This is a genomic window from Paenibacillus sp. MT86, from assembly GCF_058792535.1.
This window is the reverse complement of record NZ_CM179499.1, coordinates 5613572-5630531: the sequence shown is the minus strand read 5'-3', so window position 1 is coordinate 5630531 and position 16960 is coordinate 5613572. Positions and strand designations below refer to the sequence as shown.

General features: G+C 48.6%; 17 protein-coding genes. 16 read left to right on the top strand and 1 reads right to left on the bottom strand.

Translation table 11 applies throughout. The annotated features are described in order from the left end of the window. Window positions 1-5: 5 nt before the first annotated feature. From AC3RCL_RS25330 to AC3RCL_RS25270, 13 genes are all read left to right on the top strand, one after another. Complete coding sequence (locus AC3RCL_RS25330; RefSeq protein ID WP_492532706.1) at window positions 6-380, top strand: contractile injection system sheath initiator; 375 nt, start codon at window positions 6-8, stop codon at window positions 378-380. Then, window positions 355-1533 (top strand): baseplate J/gp47 family protein, encoded by a 1179-nt coding sequence (locus AC3RCL_RS25325; protein ID WP_492532704.1) that lies wholly within the window; start codon window positions 355-357, stop codon window positions 1531-1533. Before AC3RCL_RS25330 ends, AC3RCL_RS25325 begins: the two co-directional genes overlap by 26 nt. Beyond that, on the top strand, window positions 1530-2168 hold the full coding sequence (locus AC3RCL_RS25320) for a hypothetical protein (RefSeq protein ID WP_492532702.1): 639 nt from the start codon (window positions 1530-1532) through the stop codon (window positions 2166-2168). Before AC3RCL_RS25325 ends, AC3RCL_RS25320 begins: the two co-directional genes overlap by 4 nt. Before the next feature lie 11 nt (window positions 2169-2179). Beyond that, a complete protein-coding gene (locus AC3RCL_RS25315) occupies window positions 2180-4933 on the top strand; it encodes a PspA/IM30 family protein (RefSeq protein ID WP_492532700.1) in 2754 nt (917 codons plus the stop codon). Window positions 4934-4945: 12 nt separating this feature from the next. Next, window positions 4946-5542: a hypothetical protein gene (locus tag AC3RCL_RS25310; RefSeq protein WP_492532698.1), complete on the top strand. Its 597-nt coding sequence runs from the start codon at window positions 4946-4948 to the stop codon at window positions 5540-5542. Beyond that, complete coding sequence (locus AC3RCL_RS25305) at window positions 5539-5643, top strand: CD1375 family protein (RefSeq protein WP_492532696.1); 105 nt, start codon at window positions 5539-5541, stop codon at window positions 5641-5643. Before AC3RCL_RS25310 ends, AC3RCL_RS25305 begins: the two co-directional genes overlap by 4 nt. Window positions 5644-5698: 55 nt before the next feature. Next, a complete protein-coding gene (locus AC3RCL_RS25300; protein ID WP_492532694.1) occupies window positions 5699-5830 on the top strand; it encodes a hypothetical protein in 132 nt (43 codons plus the stop codon). An 84-nt stretch (window positions 5831-5914) separates the two neighbouring features. Beyond that, entirely contained in the window at window positions 5915-6112 is a 198-nt protein-coding gene (locus AC3RCL_RS25295) for a BhlA/UviB family holin-like peptide (RefSeq protein WP_053489275.1), read from the top strand. Between the two features lie 30 nt (window positions 6113-6142). Continuing rightward, window positions 6143-6409 carry a phage holin family protein gene (locus tag AC3RCL_RS25290; RefSeq protein WP_492532692.1) on the top strand — a complete coding sequence of 89 codons (267 nt, stop codon included), beginning with the start codon at window positions 6143-6145 and terminating at the stop codon, window positions 6407-6409. Further along, on the top strand, window positions 6406-7134 hold the full coding sequence (locus AC3RCL_RS25285) for an N-acetylmuramoyl-L-alanine amidase (RefSeq protein ID WP_492532690.1): 729 nt from the start codon (window positions 6406-6408) through the stop codon (window positions 7132-7134). Before AC3RCL_RS25290 ends, AC3RCL_RS25285 begins: the two co-directional genes overlap by 4 nt. Before the next feature lie 287 nt (window positions 7135-7421). Continuing rightward, window positions 7422-8234 carry a HipA family kinase gene (locus AC3RCL_RS25280; RefSeq protein WP_492532688.1) on the top strand — a complete coding sequence of 271 codons (813 nt, stop codon included), beginning with the start codon at window positions 7422-7424 and terminating at the stop codon, window positions 8232-8234. 2 nt (window positions 8235-8236) lie between these two features. Further along, window positions 8237-9100 (top strand): DUF3037 domain-containing protein, encoded by an 864-nt coding sequence (locus tag AC3RCL_RS25275; RefSeq protein ID WP_492532686.1) that lies wholly within the window; start codon window positions 8237-8239, stop codon window positions 9098-9100. 100 nt (window positions 9101-9200) lie between these two features. After that, window positions 9201-9473 carry a hypothetical protein gene (locus tag AC3RCL_RS25270; protein ID WP_492532684.1) on the top strand — a complete coding sequence of 91 codons (273 nt, stop codon included), beginning with the start codon at window positions 9201-9203 and terminating at the stop codon, window positions 9471-9473. A 61-nt stretch (window positions 9474-9534) separates the two neighbouring features. Here AC3RCL_RS25270 and AC3RCL_RS25265 read toward each other — a convergent pair whose 3' ends face one another. Beyond that, entirely contained in the window at window positions 9535-10125 is a 591-nt protein-coding gene (locus AC3RCL_RS25265; protein ID WP_492532682.1) for a DUF4352 domain-containing protein, read from the bottom strand. Between the two features lie 988 nt (window positions 10126-11113). Here AC3RCL_RS25265 and abc-f point away from each other — a divergent pair. The 3 genes from abc-f (at window position 11114) to pheT (ending at window position 16948) form a co-directional block, all read left to right on the top strand. Continuing rightward, window positions 11114-12982, top strand: a complete 1869-nt coding sequence (gene abc-f / locus AC3RCL_RS25260) for a ribosomal protection-like ABC-F family protein (protein WP_192570747.1) — start codon at window positions 11114-11116, stop codon at window positions 12980-12982. Between the two features lie 451 nt (window positions 12983-13433). Next, window positions 13434-14468: a phenylalanine--tRNA ligase subunit alpha gene (pheS, locus tag AC3RCL_RS25255; protein ID WP_492532680.1), complete on the top strand. Its 1035-nt coding sequence runs from the start codon at window positions 13434-13436 to the stop codon at window positions 14466-14468. Window positions 14469-14497: 29 nt separating this feature from the next. Beyond that, window positions 14498-16948, top strand: a complete 2451-nt coding sequence (gene pheT, locus AC3RCL_RS25250) for a phenylalanine--tRNA ligase subunit beta (protein WP_492532678.1) — start codon at window positions 14498-14500, stop codon at window positions 16946-16948. The last annotated feature ends 12 nt before the right edge of the window (window positions 16949-16960 follow it).

Below are 16960 nucleotides of genomic sequence, written 5' to 3'. Positions count from 1 at the left end.
AAGCGATGCAATCATTACTGCTATCTGCAGGGGATTTGGTTCTGGACGGGGATGAATTTGTCTTGGTGGATGGAGCTGCAGAACAGGCCCAATGTGTTCGGATTACATTGAGTACGAATAAAGAGGAATGGTTTCTTGATCCTGACTTGGGGATTCGTTTTGAAACATTTTTAGGTAAGGGGCTAAGTCAGGAAGAAATGATTGAGGAACTTCGTCAAGGTATCCACCAATTGGATTTTATCGATACGGTGGATGAGATTTCAATAAACCAAGATCCGAAAACGCGCAAGCAGCTCATTACGTTCACGGCCACCACCACAGATGGCAAAACATTGAATCAGGAGGTGGAACTTGATGGCATTGGATCGAACAGGCTTTAAGCGTGAGCGCTTCGAAGATGTGTTTTCCAGTATGGAAGAAAAGGCCCGCGAAACCTTCGGGGAAACGATTAATACATCAGCACGGTCACCGCTGGGTATCATTTTGCGTATTGTGGCCTGGGTGATAGCCAGGCTTTGGCAGGATACGGAAGACGTTTATAACAGCGCCTACGTTAACACGGCGGAAGGGACCAGCCTGGACCGGCTTGGACCGTATGTGGGCGTAACCCGAATTATGAATCAATATGCCGTAGGGAAAGTGGAGCTAACCGGAACGCCGGGATATATCGTGCAGGCCGGGTTTCGGGTGGCTGCAGGCGAACGGTATTTTGAAACCGATGATTCCGTAACCATCGGCAGTAATGGAAAGGTCATGACCAACATCACAGCGATTGAACCAGGGCAAACAGGCAATGTTGCTGCAGGTATGATTACCGAAATCGTGAATCCGAATGCCGATGTCACAGCGGTTACGAATCCGGCTGCAACCGGGGGCGGACGTGAGAAGGAAACCGACCAGGAGTTCCGGGACCGCTTTTCCCTTTCCGTTGCTTCGGGGGGGTCAGGTACCGTGGATAGTATTCGCGGAGTTCTCTTATCGGTTCCGGGTGTGCGTGCTGCAGCAGTTATTGAGAATACGGCCAAAACACCGGATGCGGAGGGAAGGCCGGGGAAGTCATTTGAAGCATACGTTTTGGGCGGTCAACCGGAGGATGTCGGGGCCGCAATCTTTTCCAAAAAAGCAGCTGGCATTGAACCTTATGGAACAGAGAGTGTTACGGTGACGGACCTCGCGGGTTATCCGCATGAGGTCCGTTTTTCGTATGCCCGCGTGGAGCCGGTGAGGCTTCGGGTGACGGTGACCAAAAACAGCAGCTATCCCCTTGACGGTGCGGCCATGTTGAAGACGGCCATGATTAAATATATTGGCGGTGAAGACGCGGACGGCCAGCTGTATTCCGGCCTTTCTATGGGGGCACCGGTCATTCATGCACGACTGGTGGCCACCGCTTTAACCATTCCTGGTGTGTCTGATGCTACCGTAGAAGTTTCTACGGATGCCGGTGTGACATGGCAGGAGGACAACATACCTATTTTGCGCCAATCCGTGGCCCAGGTGGATGCAGAGTTCATAACGGTGGTGGAATCATGATTAAAGAATTATTATCCCGCCTGACGGACGTGTATCGCAAGGATACCCAAAGCAATATCGGAAAGCTGATGGCTATCTTTGCCCATGAACTGGAACGCCTGCAGGCCACGCAGCAGCGTGTCAAAGCATGGCGTGATATTGACTTGGCCGAAGGGACCACACTGGACCGGATCGGGGCCAATGTCGTGCAGTCGCGGGGCGTGGCCACCGATGAAATTTACCGGATCTTGATCAAGTCCAAAATCGCCCGGAATCTATCCCAAGGGGATATCAATACAATCATTCGGGTATTAGCAACGGCGTTAAATGTACCACCATCTGAAATCAAGATAGCCGAAAAGTACAATGACCCGAATGATCCAGAACCCGCCGCAATTAGCATTATTCAGCTACCACTTGCGCGAATCAATGCAGTGGGGATGAGCGCTTACCAATTTGCCCGGATCGTACAACGAACGGTGGCGGCTGGCGTGCGGGTGGGCATTATCGAGCTTACAGGAACCTTTGCGTTTTCATCGTTGCCGGATGAAATTGAAGTCGATGACAAGGCCGGGTTTAGTGACCTATCCGGGAGTATAGGCGGTTATTTGGGTGCCATGTATGATCCGGCAGACGATGTTGATTTGCCGATTTAAGGAGGGATACCATGAGTTTCAATGAAAAGTTACCCGAATGGGGTAATACCGGCACGGAGCCACCTGCCAATAAAAAGCAAGCCGGATTTTTACCCGGAGAGAAGCCACCAGCGGATTGGTTTAACTGGTTGTTCCATCGAGGATATAAAGTCCTGGAAGAAATCAGAAATAAAGTGGAGCTTATTGGCAATAAAGGGAAGCCAGGCGGGTATGCAAGTCTGGACGGCAGCGGCAAGGTGCCTGTCGATCAGATACCGGTAAATGAAGTGTTAGAAAACACGGTCGCACAACATACAGAAGAAATTAACCAATTAGAGGACCGCCTGGATACCGAGCAGCGCCAGGACGTCGTACTTAACGCTGGGCTGCAGATCCTTAACGCACAACGGCGCGCGGCCTTTTCGCTGAGCGGGATTAAAGGACGCACGTTGGTAAATATGTTGGGTCGAATGGGCGAATTAGATAGCGTTACAAATTTGGGTGAGTTTCAAGCAGACCTAGCTATTGAAACTACTGATAAAGTACAAGGAACTGGAAGCTTAAAAGTTACAATAGAAACAGGAAATCCAAACGGTGCTGGATTTATTGGACAAGTTAGTTTTTTATCAGGGAAATATTATATTATAGCCGCTGATATTAAAAATATAAGTGCAGCCAATGGATGTGCTATTACTCTTTCAGGCGGGGGAACTTCAAGCGGTTATATTACGGATAAAACAAAATGGACAACCGCATTTGTTAGATATACTAGTGCAGTAGATATCAAAATTAATTTAGATTTTGCAGTTTGGGGAGCTGGTGGAGAATCTGGATTATTTGATGCTGCTCGCGTTTATGAGATTTCAAAAGCAGCGTATGACGAAATTCCTAATATGACTCGTGAACAAGTCGCTGCGAAGTATCCATACGTCAATAGTGTTCAGCCTGTACGAAATCCGTACTCGATCCGTTACGGGCAGAATTTGGCTCCTACACTATTTGAGGGTACTACTACTAATTTGAGTATAGTGTCGGCTCATTCTGCCTTAGTTAAATCAACGGGATCAACGGTAGTGAACTATAGTTCCAGCCTCATACCTGTTATGCCTAATACTACCTATACACTCCAGGCGAAAATCTATCAAAATGGTGTAGAAAGATACGACCAAATTTACGTTGATGTATTAGGGCTCGACGAGACAGGCGTGTCTGTATTAGACACAATCGGAACTGCAATTGGTGGTGGTGGAACAAGTAATGGGATAGATACATTCTCTACTCCGGCTAATGTCAAAACTATGACAGTTCGTATTGTATCGCCCGATAGTGCCGCTGTCAGTGAGTATGTTGTCGAAAATATAATGCTCACACACAGCTCGACGCCTAAGCCGTTCAAACCGCGTGAAGACTCTATGCTAGCATTGCAAACGGACTTATATGCTAATCCGCTGACAGGCGCAAATGCTGACGAAGTGTTCGAGAAAGACGGTCAGTATTTCAAGCTGGCGAAGTGGAAGAAAGTCGTTTTGGATGGTTCGATAAATTGGGAATATACTAGTTTCTATTCTGGCTTTAAAGGAGTTAGGTATGTCCATAATTATTCGAATTTTTTAGAGCGACAGGCATTAGGCGTTAAATTTGACGGAAAAATAATTCCTGATTATCAAAGCGTTCAGGCCCCTGATAAACAAACTGTAGACGGATTGCACACATATGTATGGATTTCTAACACAGACAGCGGATGGGGCGATAACTACTCGCCGACAGCCGACGAGATCAAGGCGTATTTTATGGGCTGGGTCATGTATGACGGCTCACTTGCAAATGGGAACGCTGGGCCGGATAGTCCGCCAGGAAATGTATATAACGGTACTGGCTCGAAAGCTTGGTGTTATCGCTCTGATGGAGTGTCCCGAACCTTCACAGGACCAACAGCAACGTTGCCAACAACCCAAGCTCCAAACTGGACGCCTTACCAACTCGTATATCCGCTTGCAACGCCAACGGTCGAGCCTATCGTTTCCGAAGGTATGCTGACGTTTAACGAAGGCGACAACCAGATTGAGGTTGGAACGGGGATTGTGGTTCGGGAGGGTGCGAAGTTCGTTTGGAATGGGTCGGGTTCCTTCACTTTTAATTCCAACGTGCTGGGCGCGGCGTATGCAAGATTCAAAGTTAAGGATTTTATTGAGGTTTTTGAAAACAACAAGCGAAAATATGGAACCGTTAGCACAGTACGGACGATCAGTAATGGAACAACTCTTGATATACCTGATGCGATTTATGACAAAGCTGCCGCATACACCGTCACATACTTGATGCTGGACAAGTCACCTATCGTCCCATTCACCGGATCGTACGCCGCCAACGAAAAGGCCATACTCCAAGAGTTGACCGATACCGTGCAGCAGAATGCAACGGCTGTATCTGTGCTGATGAATAAGAAAGTGGATAAGGGCCAACCTGGATGGATTGCGCCGACGTTGTTGAACGGGTGGGTGAACTTTGGGTCAGGCTACAACCAGGCCGGATATCAAAAAAATTCAGAGGGGATTGTCCGATTCCGGGGAGTGATTAGGAACGGCACAGTCGGGCAAACACTATTTGTCTTACCTCCAGGATACCGCCCGTTAAACCCTATAATTCTTGATGCAATATCCCATAATAACTCAACATATATTGCATCGGGAATTAAGATTTACCCTGACGGAAGGGCTGTGCTAGAGGTCGGCTCATTTTATCACTTATCCCTCGAAAGCATAAATCCGTTTCCAGCTGAACTATAAAGGAGGTATCACATGAAAGCCGTACCTAAAGTAAATACAATCGGCCTCTATTTAGAGGACACGCTCATGGACGATGCCTTTTCCGGTGTCGTCCCTTTTTACGCGCAGATCGAGCCGCAGCCGCCCACCGATCCGGACGAAGCCGAGCAGGAGCCAGCGCCAGAAGTAGAGCAGCCAGCGGAAACGCCGGAACCTATCCTCGCCGGATATATTGTCGGAATCCCGGTAACTCCCGGCTTATATCGTCCGCGCTTCGATCTTGTGGCGTGGGAGGCGTATCAGGACGCAGAAAGCGCCGCGAAAGCGGCGTACAAGGCGGAGTATGATCGTTGGACAGCGTTACCCGAGGAAGAACGCGGGGAAGCGCCAGTCTATCAGGCTCCGGCGCAACCGACGTTATGGTTCGAAGGATTAACGCCAGAAGAGCTCGAGGAAATCACACGACCGCAGCCGCAGGAGACAACCGAGGTGGATCTTTTGAAAGAGCGATTAGCGGCCGCCGAAGCTCGAAATGAGCAGCTGGGCGAAGAAAGTACAATTAACCAACTGGCGTTAATGGAACTACACATGATGATTCTTGAGTTGAAGGAAGGGGGGAGCACCATATGATTAGTGTTTACGTGAACATGATTGTAAAGGGCGTCATTCAGTTGGAAGACGTTCCGGATGCTTGCCGGGAGGACGTGGGTCATGCGCTCAATCAGGAGTAGGCTGGCCAAGCTACTTATCCAGTGGTCGGCATATCTCTTGAAGGGAGGTGATACCATGTTGGCAGTATACGTAATGATGATTCACAAAGGCGTAATTACAATTGATGCAGTTCCAGTGGCAAGCCGCGAAAAGGTGCGTGAAGCCCTGGAAATCGGCGGTATGGACGTTAACGGAAATATCATTTAACTGGCACGCTAAACCGAGCGTGTCTTTTTTTATGCCCCTGGGTGGTCCGGGGGCTATTCTATTAGAGATACAGGGGGAAGGACGATGGAGAATGAAGTCGTTAAATACTTTCTAACACAAGGACCATTTGCCTTGCTGTTTGTATGGCTGCTAATTTATGTGATGCGAGCCAACAAGGAACGAGAGGGTAGATTACAGGATTTGTTGGACAAGTTTAGTGATAAATATGACGTGATTATCGGAGAACTTCGAGACATCAAAGATCGATTTCCAAGGCACTGATAAATAAAAATTTGAGAGGTTGTGTGAAATATGGAGTGGAACATGATTTTTGAATTGATCGATCCACGGCTGCTTATTGTTGTGGCCGCATGTTGGGTTATTGGTTGGGTTCTGAAGAAAACACCAAAGGTTGCGGATTGGAGCATCGTATACATTGTGATAATCGTTGCTGTCTGGTTGACGATCGGTCTGCTTGGATGGTCGGTTGAAGCGATCATTCAGGGAATCCTTGCAGGGTCCTTTGCTGTATTTGGACACCAGGCAATCAAGCAAACGAAAGAAGGGATTAAGTCATGAGGAAGGTATGGCTCGATGGCGGCCATGGTGGTAAAGATCCGGGAGCTGGCGGTAATGGTCTTCAAGAAAAGAACATTGTTCTAACACTTTCACTCGAAATCAAAAAGCAGCTGGAACGTGATTATGAGGGCGTTGAAGTGCTACTCTCTCGGTCAACGAATGTATTCCTTGAGTTGTCCGAGCGGACAAATGCAGCAAATAAAGCAGGCGCAGATATCCTGGTATCGCTCCATTGTAATGCAGGTGGTGGAGATGGAGGGTTTGAGTCTTTCCGTTATACTAGTGCTTCGACTGCTTCACGTTCTCTGCAAAACGTTCTTCATACCGAGATTGTGGCAGCTTTGAGGCCTTATAACATAATTGATCGTGGACAGAAAGCAGCGAACTTACACATGTGCCGTGAATCTAAGATGCCAGCAGTCTTAACCGAAAACCTGTTTATCGATGTTACAACCGATGCGGCAAAGCTTAAACGTCAGGATGTCATTGAGGCATTGATTAAAGGTCATATCGTTGGGATTGCAAAGTACTTAGGACTGAAGAAAAAGGAGGGCACGGCAGGGGTGAGTGATAAGGTGAATGTCGTAGTGGACGGAAAGCAGATCAAGGACGGAAAGCTAGTGGACGGTGTAACCTATGTACCACTCCGGGCGGTAAGCGAGGCGCTCGGTGCAAAAATAGATTGGGATAACAAGAGCAAAACGGCCACGATTACAACTATTTGAGTATTTACAAATTGTCCCAAATGAAATAAAATGATTCTAACATTAACGGTAGCACCGTGGTGTAAACCGATGGCATCGGTAAAAGAAACCTCGTTAGCGCTTAGGCTGACGAGGTTTCTTTTTTGTGTTATACTTTTGGGGCAACATGGGAACGCCTGATCTTATTGAATAATGAATACGAATTGGTCTTTAGTGGAGAGGTATTTTCTGCTTGTATTAATCTCGATAACTACTAAAATAAGGGTAGTTAAAACAATTGGCTTATATAAAAAAAGTAGGTGGCCAAGATGCAGATTATAGATGCTGTGAGACCTATTCAAGGTGTAAATAATGGGGTTACAAGACCTTTTGTAATTCAGTGTAATGACGGGAATTATTATTACACAAAATTCAAAGAGAACCCTGAAGGAACAAGAGTATTAGCAAATGAATATGTATGTGCTAAGATAGCTGAAAAATTTGAGCTTCCACTTGCTTCACCGACGTTAATTAGAGTAAGTGAAGAGTTCATCCATGATTTCGGTAATGTAGTTTCAGAACACATACTCGCTGAACAAATATCAGAGGGCATTCATTTTGGTACACAAAAGGTTAATAAAGCTTTTCCTATATTAAATTCGAAAATGCTTGAACCTGCTCGAAACATCCATATTGTCCCTGAACTTATCATATTTGATCAGTTGATTTGTAATACAGATCGTGACAGCAATGGGGGGAACCTAATTTTCGATCAAGTCAACATGGAAATTGTTGTGATTGATCACTCCCATGTTTTTGAAATCGGCGCTCTATGGAATGCGCAACAGTTATCCTTAAGATGTGGCGATAAGTTTATTCCATTTACCTCAAATGGATATATTTTCAGGAAACTAGTGCCTTTTGTTAGAGGGAATAATCCTTTTGATTCAATATTGAATAAAATGTCAAGAATGACAGATGAGGATTTATGGCATATTATTAGTACAATACCTGATGAGTGGTTGATCTCAGAAGAGGATAAGGCAGCATTACATACATACCTTTGCGATCGTCTGCATAGGATAAGTGAGTGCTTGCCTATATTAAGTCCGATATTACCTTATTGGAAAGGAGGGAACTAGCCGTGAATAACCTTTGCAAATATGCTGTACTTAGATATGTCCCGGATGAGAATAGAGAAGAATTTATAAATATTGGGATCGTTCTTCATTCGCCAGAAGAGAGGCATATAGATTGTTTAATCACAAATAATTTTTCTAGAGTTTCAACATTTGATGACGAAATCGATATCCCATTCTTGAAAATCATACTGAGTGGGGTTAAAGAAGATTTTTCGAAAAGTTCAACGGTTAGTGGTCCATCCTTTGAGGCATTAGCGGACTTGTATTATTTAGATAAGGCAACATCAATATACGCAAACCAATTACAATTTTCTAAGATACATCAAATCAGGTCTTCCGATTTTGAAACTGATTTACATGATTTATTTAAAGTATATGTTCATTATGAGGTGCATAAAAAATCAAGACTTACAGAGCAAGAAGTAAAATCAATAATGAACCGAGTTATAAGAAATAAAACAAATTATCTTGGAACGGCACTAGCTAGAAATATACAATTTGATATAGGTGCTGAATTAATCGAATTAGATTATGCTTATAAAGCAAAAAATGACAGGATAAAAGTTATTAAGACATTTTCCTTTGATTACACTGATCGTGGGAGTAAACAAGCACCTCAATTAGCAAAAGAATGGGCATATAATTTCAATAAGTTGAAATCAAAAGGGAAGAGAAATGATCTTGGTGAAATCGATCTAACAACACTCATTTATGTTAATAAATTAACTAAAAACATAAAAGTGGCACTGGATATTATTAAGGAAGAAGCTACCACCTACGAAGCTAATAATCAACACCAAATTGAGTTATTTGCTGATAGAATGATTCAAGATATTGATCAAGAGAACATTAAAATAAACTCATAAAACTAAGCCTTATAAGCCCTTCCAACTTGGAAGGGCTTATATTTTTCACAAATCCCCTCTATAATACAAACATACATTCGCATAAGGGGAGGGGTAAAAAATGCTCCCGGATTCTGAGCGTAAATTACTTCGAATATTGATCAATTACCCGAGTCCAGTACACAAAAGCCGTATGCCTGATTTTAAGCGGTTAGAGGCGATGACCGGACGGAGGCGTCAGGAAATACTGAGGGGGCTTCAGTACCTCGACGATAACGGATATATTGAGTGGCCGGATAAGAGCACGACAGAGGGGATCGAGGTCATCAAAAATGATGTTGAACATGCTCCGAAGCCGCGCCGGAACAACATTGCCTATTGGACACACTATTGAAATATTCCCAAGCGATTGAGAATATGAAAAGGACCCTGCCAATGATAGCAGGGTCTTCCTATTACTTAGCTTCTAACTCCCATATTGCTGGGTCCCCACCTAATGATGCAAGCGCCTCATAATGTAATTCCCATGTACCATCTTGTACCGGAACATCAAAGAATATTGCTCCCTTTGCTTTCTTCCCCCCTGGCAGATCGGAAGACAATTTTTCCTCTTCTCCTGGTAGAGCTGTGCCAAGCTCAAATCCATCAGTGTCATATAATTTGAATTCCATTGAATCAACGAAGACATTATCTGTATTTGTGTTTTCAACAATTACATTTATTTTTACGGCGTGATCTTCTTTTAGAGGTTCAAACTGATTCATTCTCCCCTCAAATTTTGCAATATCTACAACGGTAATCTTTACGCCGTCTACATTCAATGTCTCTCCGACTTTCGCTTTAGTTACTTCTTCCTTAACCGGTTCTTCTACTGGTTCTTCCTTAGTCTCTGGTACAGCCTCCGATTTATCGGTTGTTGATGCGCTGTCTAGTTTAGCTTGTACCTCGGGGCTTGCTTCTTCCTTTACTACGGTTTGTTCCGTACATGCTGTTAATAATAAACTGCCTAGAACCAATACAGATCCCCACTTGATAAAAAGTTTCAAAATTACTCCCCCTATAATATTACAAAATATAACAATGAGTATATCAAATGTAGGTAGTATTTACCATGACTAAATACCCCATGGTCATATGATTAGAATTATTTAGCTTAAGTACCGAGGCTACAGTGCTGACTTACGGACGAAGGTGAATTAAACAAAAAAGCCGAATAGTAGATACCATTCGGCTTTTTGCTATTTAACTAAAATGGGGCAAAAATGGGGCAAACTATTTATTTCTATTTAAATTATATAAACAACTAAAAACTACTTAAAAGTTCTGACATCCCTTTTATTGCTGGATATCTAACGCTATAAACTGTTATGAACTAAGCTTGAAACCAGCCTTCCAAGCTGGTAGCGTGGGTTCGATTCCCATCACCCGCTTATAGTTAGACGGGAACCCTTGGTACCAAGGGTTTTTTTGTTGCTTCATTGCATAACTGGCTGCAGAAGCTGCTTGTTATCTTAGACGGGGCAAAGTAGTAAATCCTTGAGATATCAAGGATCTCTGGCTGTTATAGGATGCAGGCTCCGCAGATAGTCCTTTTACATTTTAGAAATATCTGTTATAATGGCCATAATTTCATTCCAAGAATGCGAGGTAACCTAGTCCAATGAAGTAAGACACCCTTTTCTCTAAAACAACTGCATGTAGTTTTGCAGGCGTTTCTCTACGGCGGTAGAGGGAGAGATTTGGCGTGTCTGAACAATGTGACTGGGGTGCCTCTTTTTGTTATGTCTGAAACGGTACTCTGAACCAATACCAATCACATATACGGAACGGATAGCTGCTTTTGTTGACGGGCGAAGGTAAGGACCTTTCATCTCAATACCCGTCAGGGCTGGCCTGGAATGAACAGCCGAAGAATTGAGCAGTGGCGCGCATTCGTCCCGTTATTCAGATCCAAGCGAATCCTCTCTCATAACAACCGCCGCAGGCCATCGCCTGCGGTTTTTGATGTTTTTCACAGAGAGAGGATGAGGCGATATGACAATGATTCTAAAAGCGAAGGATATAAGCATGGAACTTCAAGGAAAGCCGCTGTTTGAAGGCATTCAGCTGGAAGTGGCCGAAGGAGAGCGAATCGCGCTGTATGGGCGTAACGGTACCGGCAAAACAACGCTCCTCTCCATCCTGGCCGGTGAGCTTGAGCCGACCTCCGGCGTTGTGGAGGCGATCCTTCCAAGAGAGCGCTGGGGTTGGTTGAGACAGCAGGATGAACCGGAGGAAGGCGATATGAGTGCGATCGATACGGTGCGCAGCCGCAGTCATCCAACGTTATGGGAGCTGAAGCTTCGGCTTGCGGGAGTCGAGCAGCGAATGAACGGCGGCAGCGCTGCGGAAATGGAGCAGCTGCTTGAGTTATATGGCAATCTGCTGGAGCGTTATGAATCCCGGAACGGTTTCCAGTGGGAGACCGAGGTGGAGAAAGCGATGACGATGCTGGGCATCGGGCCGGAGGTGTGGCCGGTGTCCTATCGCGAGCTGAGCGGAGGCCAGAAGACGAAGGTGATGCTGTCTGCGCTCCTGGTGTCGGCCCCGAAATTTCTGCTGCTTGACGAGCCGACGAACCATCTGGACAGTGAAAGCCTGGTCTGGCTGGAGCAGTGGCTGGTGTCGACCTATAAAGGAACGGTGCTGTTTGTATCTCATGATCGGGAATTCATTGATCGGGTGGCGACCGCCGTCTGTGAGCTGACGTCGGAGGAACTCCGGCGTTACCGGGGAGGATACACGGATTACCGGCGCGAAAAGGAACGCGAGCTGCGCGAGCAGGAGACGCTTTATCGCAAGCAGGAGCTGGCCCGCAAGGCGCTTGAGGAGTCGATCCGAAGATACGAGGAATGGTTCCATAAAGCGCATAACGCGGCCGGGGACGTGAATGAAGTCAAGATCACCGCCAGTTTCTACAAGGCCAAAGCGAAGAAGAACATCTCCAGATACCATGCCAAGGAAAAAGCGCTGGAACGGCTGGAAGCCGAGCGGGTGGATAAGCCGCGCAGCGGGCCCAAGCTGAACATGGAGCTGGAAGGGGAGGCATTCGGCGGCCGAACCCTGGTCCAAGTGAAGGACATCTGTTTTGGATACGGAGATCAACAGCTTTTTAATAAGCTCACCTTCTATTTGAACCGCGGCGACCGGCTGGCCGTAAGAGGCCCCAACGGAAGCGGAAAAACGACGCTGCTCAAGCTGCTGCTGGGGGAGATCGTTCCGCAGGAGGGCCGGATTACCCGGAATCCTTCCGTCAAGATCGGCTATTTTTCGCAGGAGCTTGAGGGGCTTGAACCGGAAACCACGCTGCTGGACAGCCTTCTTGTCATTCCCGGCATGACGGAGAGCCGTGCGCGTACCCTGCTGGGCTCGTTTCTCTTCAGGAGAGACGACGTGTTTAAGAAGATGGGACAGCTCAGCATGGGGGAGAAGTGCAGAACGGCTTTTCTCAAGCTGTATTTCAGCGGGGCGCATCTCCTTGTACTGGATGAACCCTCGAATTACCTGGACGTGGACACCCGAGAGGTGATTGAACAGGTGCTCGTAAGCTTTCCGGGCGCAATCGCGCTTGTATCGCATGACCGGTATCTGGTGCGCAAAATCGCGAACCGGCTGCTTACGCTGAAGCCCGGGGAAGCTCCCGCATGGTTCGAGGGAAGCGTTGGCGAGGAGGAGGAACAGGCTGCGCGAACCGGGGTGATCAAGGGAGATACCGAGAAGGACAATCGCCGAATGGCGCTCGAGTACCGGATTCAGGAATTGCTGGGGTTATCCGCTGATGGACTTGAGGCCGGGGACGAGGCGAGCTGGCTCGCCGAAATTAGGGAGCTGCGGGCCGAGCTTGCCGGGCTTTTGTCGGATTGAGCCCAAGGATCCCGATTAAAATCGGTCCGATGAGGTTAAAATGGGGAAATGAAACTTGCCATATGCCGAAAGGTTGCATATAATAAACCCTATATATTTGCATAAGTTCTAAATGCATGGATGGAGAAAAGTAGCCAGTGCCTCTTTACAGGGAAGGGATGCCGTGGATTGAGAGTGTCCCTCAAAGAATCAGGCTGGTGAAGTTCGCTCCGGAGCAGTTCCCTGAACACGGCAGCCCGCCGGTTGAGTAGGGGATAACGGGTCCGATTCGTTACGTCGGTCAAGTGAGCATGATGAGGCATACTCGTGCCCAAGGCTTTTACCGTCTTGGTTAGGGTATGATGCATGTTAACAAGGGTGGTACCACGGTCTCTTCGTCCCTTTTCGGGAGGAGAGGCCTTTTTTGTTTTCAGAACAATGATGGAGTTTACAAAGGGGTGTGCGAATAGCCATGAAGGAAAAATTGGAAGCTTTAAAGCAGGAAGCATTGGCGCAATTGCAGGATGTTACCGATCCGCAGCAGCTGAATGATTTGCGGGTGAAATACCTTGGCAAAAAAGGGGCCCTGACGGAAATCCTGCGCGGCATGGGAGCACTCAGCGCAGAGGAGCGTCCCGTTATCGGCCAGGTGGCCAATGACGTTCGCGGCGCGATCGAGGAAGTCATTTCCGGCAAGCAGGAAGCGTTCCTGCAGCAGGAAACCGAAGAGCGTCTGCGCGCAGAGAAAGTGGACGTGACCCTTCCGGGTCGCAAGCTCAGCCAAGGTGCGGTTCATCCGCTCAGCAAGGTGATCCAGGATATCGAGGATATTTTCATCGGGATGGGATACCGCGTAGCGGAAGGACCCGAGGTGGAGACGGACTATTTCAATTTCGAGGCGCTCAATCTGCCGAAGAACCACCCGGCACGCGACATGCAGGATTCCTTCTATTTGACGGAAGATCTGCTGATGCGGACCCAGACTTCCCCGGTGCAAGCCCGGACGATGCTGTCGATGCAAGGAAAAGCTCCGGTCAAAATCATCTGTCCCGGACGCGTATTCCGCCGGGACGACGACGACGCGACCCATTCGTTCCAGTTCCATCAAATCGAGGGCCTCGTGATCGGCGAGAACATTCGCATGAGCGATTTGAAAGGGACGCTGCTGCAATTCGTTCAGGAAATGTTCGGCGATAACACGCAGATCCGTCTGCGTCCAAGCTTCTTCCCATTCACGGAGCCCAGCGCGGAAGTGGACGTATCCTGCGTCAAATGCGGCGGCAGCGGCTGCCGCGTATGCAAGGAAACGGGCTGGCTGGAGATTTTAGGCTGCGGCATGGTTCATCCGAAGGTGCTCGAAATGGGCGGCTATGACCCTGAGAAGTACAGCGGATTTGCTTTCGGTATGGGGGTTGAGCGGATTGCCATGCTGAAATACGGCGTGGATGACATCCGCCACTTCTTCAACAACGATACGGCATTCTTGAATCAGTTCACGCGGATCTAATTTTAACGATAAAGGGAAGTGAATAGACAATGAGAGTTTCAACCGATTGGTTGTCCGATTATATTTCGCTCGAAGGCGTAACCTCAGAGGATTTGGCTAGCCGCATTACATCGGCCGGCATTGAAATCGATGTGATCGAGAAACGGAATCAAGGCATTAACAACGTGGTCGTAGGCTACGTCAAGAGCAAGGAGAAGCATCCCGATGCCGATAAGCTGAACGTGTGCGTCGTCGATGCGGGCCAGGAAGAAGATCTCCAGATCGTATGCGGAGCAAAAAACGTGGATGCTGGCCAGAAGGTGCCGGTAGCGCTTGTGGGCGCGAAGCTGCCGGGCGGGCTGGATATCAAGAAAGCCAAGCTGCGCGGCGTGCTGTCCCAAGGCATGATTTGCTCAGCCAAGGAACTGGGCATGAATGACAAACTGCTGCCCAAAGAGCTGCAGGAGGGGATTTTGGTGCTCCCGGCTGACACGGAGATCGGGAAACCGATTGTGGATGTGCTGGGCCTGAACGATGAAATTCTGGAGCTGGACCTGACGCCGAACCGTTCCGACTGCCTCAGCATGCTGGGCACGGCTTACGAAGTGAGCGCCATCCTCGGCCGCGAGCTGAGCCTGCCGAACCCGGAGAAGGAAATGCTGGAGGTTCATGATGCAGCAGCCGATCATATCTCGGTTACGATCGGCGCGGATGAGCAGTGCAGCCATTATGCTGCACGCTATATCACGGGGGTAACGATCGCTCCTTCCCCGCTGTGGATGCAGAACCGGTTGATGGCAGCCGGCGTGCGTCCGATCAATAACATTGTGGATATTACCAATTATGTGATGCTGGAATACGGCCAGCCGCTGCATGCTTTTGATGCGGATCAGCTGAAAGACGGGGCGGTTCACGTACGCTTGGCTGAGGCCGGCGAGACGATGGTGACGCTGGATGGCGCGGAGCGGCGTCTGGAGCCGCATATGCTGGTAATTACGGCAGGCGGCAAGCCGGTGGCCTTGGCTGGCGTTATGGGCGGTCTGGACTCCGAAGTAACGGACGGAACGGTGAATATTTTCCTGGAGTCGGCTAAATTCGATGGCGGCACCGTCCGCAAAACCTCCCGTCAGCTGGGACTTCGCTCAGAGGCAAGCTCCCGCTTCGAGAAGGAAGTGGATCCCGCCGCAGTGATCCCTGCTTTGAACCGAGCGGCTGCACTGATGGCGAAATATGCCGGCGGGTCCGTGCATCAAGGAATCGTCGAAGCAGGAAGTGCGCAAACCGAGCCGTCCGTGATTACGTTGTCGCTGGAGAAGCTCAATCGTTATCTGGGCACGGAGCTGTCTTTGCTTGAGGTCAAAACGATCTTCTCCCGACTGCATTTCCCTAGCGGGGATGCGGGCCAGGGATTGGTGGATATCCAAGTGCCTTCCCGCCGCGGCGATATTACGCTCGATGTAGACCTGATCGAAGAGGTTGCCCGCCTGTATGGCTATGACAACATTCCGACCACGGCGATTGAAGGACCGACGACGCCGGGGTCGTTGACGGAAGCGCAGGCCATCCGCCGCTCGCTTCGCCGTCTGCTGACGCACAGCGGATTCCAGGAGGTTCTGGGTTACTCCTTCATTCATCCGCAGCAAGCGGAAGTGTTCACTTCCCTATCGGAAGGCGGGAAGGCGGTTAAGCTGGCGATGCCGATGAGCGAGGACCGCAGCGTGCTGCGTACCAGCTTGCTGCCGCAGCTGCTGGATATCGCGGTGTATAACCATAACCGCAAGCAGCCGGACCTGGCCCTGTTTGAAATAGGGAACCTGTTCCACACGCAGGAGGAGACGTTGACAAAGCAGCCGCAGGAGCGTCCGGTTCTCGGTCTGCTGCTGTCAGGACGCAAAGGCAGCAAGCAGTGGAACGTCCAGCCGGCCAAAGTGGATTTCTTCGATTTGAAGGGTGCGCTTGAAACGGTGCTCGATTATCTCGGCATTCGCGCTGACGACATTTCTTATGAAGCGAACGGGCCGGCAGGCTTCCATCCGGGACGTTCCGCTTCCGTTTACGTAGGTCAGGCCGAGAACAAACATCTAATCGGCGTGCTCGGACAAATTCATCCAAAGACGCAGCAGGAGCTGGATTTGGAAGATACCTATGCCGCCGAGATCCTGCTTGAGCCGCTCTATGATCTGACCAATGCCCGCGTCGCTTACCGCGATCTGCCTAGATTCCCTGGCATGGAGCGTGATCTTGCCATCGTGGTGAATGAGGAAGTAGAAGCCGGTTCCCTGATGCAAGTCATCAGAGAGAACGCCGGAGAGCTTCTGCAGCAGATCCAGGTGTTTGACGTCTTCACGGGCAGCAAGCTGGGAGAAGGCAAGAAGAGTGTTGCGATCTCCTTGACGTACCGCCATCAGGAGCGGACGCTGACCGATGAAGAGGTTGCCGGGGTTACGGAAAAAGCAGTCGCCGCCCTTCAGCAAACTTTTGGCGCAGAATTAAGAAAATAGCAGGAATTGTGA

Coding starts and splice junctions, on each gene's coding strand:
- AC3RCL_RS25330 (WP_492532706.1), top strand. CDS start 6: ATGCAATCATTACTGCTATCTGCAGGGGATTTGGTTCTGGACGGGGAT.
- AC3RCL_RS25325 (WP_492532704.1), top strand. CDS start 355: ATGGCATTGGATCGAACAGGCTTTAAGCGTGAGCGCTTCGAAGATGTG.
- AC3RCL_RS25320 (WP_492532702.1), top strand. CDS start 1,530: ATGATTAAAGAATTATTATCCCGCCTGACGGACGTGTATCGCAAGGAT.
- AC3RCL_RS25315 (WP_492532700.1), top strand. CDS start 2,180: ATGAGTTTCAATGAAAAGTTACCCGAATGGGGTAATACCGGCACGGAG.
- AC3RCL_RS25310 (WP_492532698.1), top strand. CDS start 4,946: ATGAAAGCCGTACCTAAAGTAAATACAATCGGCCTCTATTTAGAGGAC.
- AC3RCL_RS25305 (WP_492532696.1), top strand. CDS start 5,539: ATGATTAGTGTTTACGTGAACATGATTGTAAAGGGCGTCATTCAGTTG.
- AC3RCL_RS25300 (WP_492532694.1), top strand. CDS start 5,699: ATGTTGGCAGTATACGTAATGATGATTCACAAAGGCGTAATTACAATT.
- AC3RCL_RS25295 (WP_053489275.1), top strand. CDS start 5,915: ATGGAGAATGAAGTCGTTAAATACTTTCTAACACAAGGACCATTTGCC.
- AC3RCL_RS25290 (WP_492532692.1), top strand. CDS start 6,143: ATGGAGTGGAACATGATTTTTGAATTGATCGATCCACGGCTGCTTATT.
- AC3RCL_RS25285 (WP_492532690.1), top strand. CDS start 6,406: ATGAGGAAGGTATGGCTCGATGGCGGCCATGGTGGTAAAGATCCGGGA.
- AC3RCL_RS25280 (WP_492532688.1), top strand. CDS start 7,422: ATGCAGATTATAGATGCTGTGAGACCTATTCAAGGTGTAAATAATGGG.
- AC3RCL_RS25270 (WP_492532684.1), top strand. CDS start 9,201: ATGCTCCCGGATTCTGAGCGTAAATTACTTCGAATATTGATCAATTAC.
- abc-f (WP_192570747.1), top strand. CDS start 11,114: ATGACAATGATTCTAAAAGCGAAGGATATAAGCATGGAACTTCAAGGA.
- pheS (WP_492532680.1), top strand. CDS start 13,434: ATGAAGGAAAAATTGGAAGCTTTAAAGCAGGAAGCATTGGCGCAATTG.
- pheT (WP_492532678.1), top strand. CDS start 14,498: ATGAGAGTTTCAACCGATTGGTTGTCCGATTATATTTCGCTCGAAGGC.